At 51.3% G+C, this 5,031-nt stretch carries 5 protein-coding genes; all 5 read left to right on the top strand.

From position 1 onward, the window contains the following. Window positions 1-132: 132 nt before the first annotated feature. From pxpB to B2899_RS17860, 5 genes are read left to right on the top strand one after another with little or no spacing between them, the layout of a single operon-like run. The gene (pxpB, locus tag B2899_RS17880; protein ID WP_286887526.1) at window positions 133-867 is read left to right on the top strand and encodes a 5-oxoprolinase subunit PxpB; all 735 of its coding nucleotides are present in this window, start codon (window positions 133-135) and stop codon (window positions 865-867) included. Further along, entirely contained in the window at window positions 864-1,862 is a 999-nt protein-coding gene (locus tag B2899_RS17875; RefSeq protein ID WP_286887524.1) for a biotin-dependent carboxyltransferase family protein, read from the top strand. Before pxpB ends, B2899_RS17875 begins: the two co-directional genes overlap by 4 nt. A gap of 23 nt (window positions 1,863-1,885) precedes the next feature. After that, the gene (locus tag B2899_RS17870; RefSeq protein ID WP_146811207.1) at window positions 1,886-2,650 is read left to right on the top strand and encodes a LamB/YcsF family protein; all 765 of its coding nucleotides are present in this window, start codon (window positions 1,886-1,888) and stop codon (window positions 2,648-2,650) included. 50 nt (window positions 2,651-2,700) lie between these two features. Next, complete coding sequence (locus B2899_RS17865) at window positions 2,701-3,891, top strand: NRAMP family divalent metal transporter (protein WP_146811208.1); 1,191 nt, start codon at window positions 2,701-2,703, stop codon at window positions 3,889-3,891. Between the two features lie 31 nt (window positions 3,892-3,922). Further along, window positions 3,923-4,714, top strand: a complete 792-nt coding sequence (locus B2899_RS17860; protein ID WP_146811209.1) for a putative hydro-lyase — start codon at window positions 3,923-3,925, stop codon at window positions 4,712-4,714. The last annotated feature ends 317 nt before the right edge of the window (window positions 4,715-5,031 follow it).

Raw genomic sequence — 5,031 nt, 5'->3', positions numbered from 1 at the left:
AAAGAGAGGAAAGAATGAGGAGAGGATTTCAATGTGGAAAAAGGCGAACGCCTGTTTCTTCCCCGGATCTCCTTTCCTCTTTCTCTCCTTCTTTCCTCACAATTTTCACAGAAAAAAGCGAGGTGAAGACGCATGAAATTACTCCCGCTAGGAGACGCTGCGGTGGTAATTGAATTGGGAGACGAGATTTCAGAGGATGTACACCGCAAAGTAAAAGCGCTGTCCATGCGGCTTGCGGAGCGGCCCATTCCCGGCATGATAGAATATGTTCCCGCTTTTACAACGGTCACGGTGTTTTACGATCCGTGTCTTGTACTGAAAGAAATGGGCATACGCCTGACGGAAAACAAAACATTAGCTCCGCCTTCCCCCTATCAACAGATGTGCAGCTTGCTGAAAGACACGCTCACAGATATAGAAGCGGAAGCGGACGTGCCGACGCGCGTGATCGAGATTCCTGTCTGCTATGGAGAAGAATTTGGCCCCGATCTTGAGTTTGTAGCCAAACATAACGGGCTGACGCCGGAAGAAGTCATACGCATTCACAGCGAAGCGGAATATCTCGTATACATGATTGGCTTCGCGCCCGGTTTTCCGTATCTCGGCGGCATGCCGGAGGCAATTGCCGCGCCGCGCCGCCCATCGCCCCGCCTCTCTATTCCCGCCGGCTCGGTCGGTATTGCCGGGAAACAGACAGGTGTCTACCCGATTGAAACGCCGGGAGGCTGGCAACTTATCGGACGGACTCCGCTTAAGCTGTTTGTTCCGGACAGCGATTCGCCGACACTGCTTACGGCAGGCGATCGCATTCGTTTCCGGGCAATTTCCCGGCATGAATACGATGAATGGAAGGAGGGAGGTGAATGAGGGTAAAAGTGCTGCGCCCGGGATTGCTGACAAGCATACAGGATTTGGGACGGTATGGATTCCAGCAGCGCGGCGTGATCGTAAGCGGTGCGATGGATACGTTCTCGCTGCGAATGGCCAATCTGCTGGTCGGCAATGATGAAGGCGAAGCAGGGCTGGAGATTACTTTAATGGGTCCAAAATTAGAATTTGAAGAAAGTGCACTGGTTGCTGTCTGTGGTGCCGATTTGTCGCCTGAGGTGGACGGTCAATCTATTCCGCAATGGCGTCCCGTGTATATAAAGAAAGGCAGCATTTTGAACTTCCGTGGCTGTGTGTCCGGTTGCCGCGCGTATTTGGCAATGGCGGGCGGGTTTGTCGTAGAGAAAGTGTTGGGAAGCCGCAGTACATATTTGCGCGCTGGTATCGGTGGATATCAGGGGCGGGCGCTAAAAGAAGGGGATGTGCTGGAAGCAGGTCAGCCTTCTGAACGGGCGGAATGGAAAATGCAGAAGCTTTCAGCTCAGGGGGGTGATACGATTGCGTCAGGATGGAGCATAAGCGTAGACGTATTCCCGGACTATGATGTGAATCCGACCGTCCGTGTGCTGCGCGGTGCGCAGTTCGACCGGTTTACGAAGGAAAGCAGGGAAGCGTTCTTTGCTTCAACGTTTCAGGTTACACCGCAATCCGACCGGATGGGGTATCGTCTGAAGGGACCGGAGCTTTCGCTTACGGAACCGCTGGAAATGCTCTCATCATCGGTGGCGTTCGGTACGGTGCAGGTGCCGCCGGAGGGACAGCCGATTGCGCTGCTGGCGGACCGGCAGACCGCGGGCGGCTATCCGAAAATCGCCCAGATTATCTCTGTTGATTTGCCTGTGATAGCTCAGGTAAAACCGGGAGAAAAGATTCGTTTTCAGGAGGTTTCACTTGAAGAAGCGGAAGCGCTCTATCTTGCACGAGAGAAGCAGATTCAACAGGTAAAACAGGGCATTGCCCTGCGTTATCGATAAAAGCAGTGTAGAGGAGGAAGCGTATGTATCGAGTAGACATCAATTGCGACATGGGTGAAAGCTTCGGAGCATACCGGATGGGATCAGACGAAGAGATTCTATCGTATGTTACGTCGGCCAATATCGCCTGCGGATTTCATGCCGGCGGACCGGCTGTCATGCGCAGCACAGTGGATATGGCACTTGAAAAAGGAGTGGCGATTGGTGCACATCCCGGCCTTCCCGATTTGGAAGGGTTCGGACGGCGCAACATGGATATAACGCCGCGGGAAGCGTACGACATGGTCGTATACCAGATCGGCGCATTATACGGATTCGTTAAAGCATCCGGCGGCCGGATGCAACACGTCAAACCGCACGGCGCGTTGTATAATATGGCCGCAAAGAATCCGGGTTTGTCGGAAGGAATTGCTGAAGCGGTTTACAAGGTAGATCCGGAGTTGATTTTGTTCGGCCTATCCGGCAGTGAGCTGGTGAAAGCCGGGGAGAAAATCGGCCTGCGTACGGCGAACGAAGTGTTTGCGGATCGTACGTACCAGATTGACGGCACGCTGACCTCGCGCCGGGAGCCGGATGCGCTGATTACGGATACCGAGCAGGCAGTGCATCAGGTTGTTCGTATGGTAAAAGAGAAAAAAGTGTACACCATGCAGAAGCAGGATATCAACATTCAGGCAGATACCGTCTGTATCCATGGCGATGGCGCCCATGCGCTTGAGTTTGCCAGAACCATTCGGGAGTTACTGCGACAGGCTGACGTATCTGTCCAGGCCGTTGGAAGTAAATAATCATACCGGTTATACACCAATTCTACATCGCAACTAAAGGGGGATTCATCATGGACAAAAAAGGAACCGCAAGCGTACTGCTCGGCGCTGCATTTTTGATGGCGACATCGGCAATCGGACCGGGCTTTCTTACACAAACAACCGTGTTTACCAGCCAATTGGCGGCAAGCTTCGGTTTCGTTATTCTGGTATCTATTATTTTGGATATCGGTGCGCAGATGAACATCTGGCGTGTTATCGCTGTGTCGGAGAAGCGGGCGCAGGACATTGCCAATATGGTGCTGCCGGGACTCGGCTACGTTCTTGCGTTTCTAATCGTAATCGGGGGCCTGGCATTCAATATAGGAAACGTCGGGGGAGCCGGTCTCGGTCTGAACGTACTGTTCGGCATTACGCCGGAGATGGGAGCACTTATAAGCGGGATTATCGCAATTGCGATTTTTGTTATCAAAGAGGCTGGAAAAGCGATGGACCGCTTTGCTCAGATTGCGGGTTTCGTCATGATTGGTCTTACGGTTTACGTAGCGATTACATCACAACCGCCGCTTGGAGAAGCGGTTGTAAGAACATTTGTACCGGAGAAGGTTGACTTTTTGGCTATCGTTACACTGGTCGGCGGAACGGTTGGCGGTTATATCACATTTTCGGGTGGACACCGCTTGCTGGATGCGGGCATTAAGGGAAGAGAAGCGCTGCCTCAAGTTAACCGAAGCGCCGTATCTGCTATCGGTATTGCTTCCATCATGCGCATTGTATTGTTCCTGGCGGCGCTTGGTATTGTAGCGCAGGGCCTGGCGCTTGATCCGAAAAATCCGCCGGCATCCGTCTTCCAGCTTGCGGCCGGCAACATCGGCTACAAAATTTTCGGCATCGTTATGTGGGCGGCGGCCATTACATCGGTTGTCGGCGCTGCATATACATCCGTATCGTTTATTCGGACATTCAGTTCTACGCTGGAGAAATATCATCGCGCGATTATTATTGCCTTTATTGCTATTTCTACTATTGTATTTGTCTTAATTGGTAAGCCGGTAAATGTGCTGATTCTCGTTGGTGCATTAAATGGGATGATTCTGCCGATTTCGCTCGGTGTGATTCTTGTGGCCGCGTATAGAACAAAAATCGTCGGCGACTATAAGCACCCGCTTTGGCTGACGATTTTCGGCGCGGTAATCGTTGTGGTAATGGCGATTATGAGCGGTATGACAATGTTCACAGAACTTCCGAAGCTTTTTGCGTAAGAAATAAATCATAATACAGGAGGAAAGAAAGATGCAGAATGTAGCCGCACTGACTCCGTCTGAAGCACGAGCGCTCATCCGGGAGGGGAAATGGCGCAAACCGACGTCCGGAATGGCCGCGGGCTATACGCAGGCTAACCTGGCGATTTTGAAGAAAGAACTTGCGTTTGAATTTCTTTTGTTCTGTCAGCGCAACCCAAAACCATGCCCGGTGCTGGATGTTACAGAAGCCGGATCGCCGGTGCCGCAGCTGGTGGCGCCGGGAGCCGATCTTCGTACTGATGTTCCGGCGTACCGTGTGTACAGACATGGAGAGCTGGTGGACGAAGTGACGGACATTACATCCTATTGGGAAGACGATATGGTCGCGTTCCTGCTGGGCTGCAGCTTTACGTTCGAGCAAGCGATGCTTAGGAACGGCATTCCGGTGCGTCACATTGAAGAAGGCTGCAACGTACCGATGTACAAAACGAACATTCCATGCGTGAAAGCCGGACCGTTTGAAGGACCTATGGTTGTAAGCATGCGTCCGGTTCCTGAGAAAGACGTCGTGCGTGCCACCCAGGTAACGAGCCGCTTTCCGGCGGTGCATGGCGCACCCATTCATATCGGGAATCCGGCATCTATCGGCATCCTGGATATCGACCAGCCGGACTTCGGGGACCGTGTGACCGTGAAGGAAGGGGAAGTTCCCGTTTTCTGGGCGTGCGGGGTAACGCCGCAGGCGGTGGCCATGCATGTGAAGCCGGAGATTATGATTACGCACGCGCCGGGACATATGTTTATCACAGATATGCATGAAGAGCAGTATAGCGTACTTTAAATAGAGCCATCGTAAAGAAATGAAAGACCTGTCACGCTTTCCGTATGGGAAGCGGAGACAGGTCTTTTTTGCTTCAGATCCTCTTTCCTTCTTTATTTTTCTTATTTTCAAGGCTCGCTCGGTTAAACATAAATTTCAATATTCTAATACTGTCTCTTCAATTTTATAATCGTTGCAGAGTAAGATATGACAACTAATGCAAATAAACAAGTTAAGGCAAAAGTAAACTGTTCTCTATTTAATGGAAATGTGATATTGATAATAAAAATAATTAAATACCCTAACAGAAATGAAAAATAAACGGTCATTCCTGCTAT

The organism is Aneurinibacillus sp. UBA3580 (assembly GCF_002375825.1).
GTDB classification, from domain to species: Bacteria; Bacillota; Bacilli; order Aneurinibacillales; family Aneurinibacillaceae; genus Aneurinibacillus; species Aneurinibacillus danicus.
Note: the sequence above shows the minus strand (reverse complement) of the source record. Positions and strands in the feature narration are given on the sequence as shown.

What these genes read in the sequence shown, in the direction of transcription:
- pxpB (WP_286887526.1), top strand. Translation starts at nt 133, where the DNA reads ATGAAATTACTCCCGCTAGGAGACGCTGCGGTGGTAATTGAATTGGGA.
- B2899_RS17875 (WP_286887524.1), top strand. Translation starts at nt 864, where the DNA reads ATGAGGGTAAAAGTGCTGCGCCCGGGATTGCTGACAAGCATACAGGAT.
- B2899_RS17870 (WP_146811207.1), top strand. Translation starts at nt 1,886, where the DNA reads ATGTATCGAGTAGACATCAATTGCGACATGGGTGAAAGCTTCGGAGCA.
- B2899_RS17865 (WP_146811208.1), top strand. Translation starts at nt 2,701, where the DNA reads ATGGACAAAAAAGGAACCGCAAGCGTACTGCTCGGCGCTGCATTTTTG.
- B2899_RS17860 (WP_146811209.1), top strand. Translation starts at nt 3,923, where the DNA reads ATGCAGAATGTAGCCGCACTGACTCCGTCTGAAGCACGAGCGCTCATC.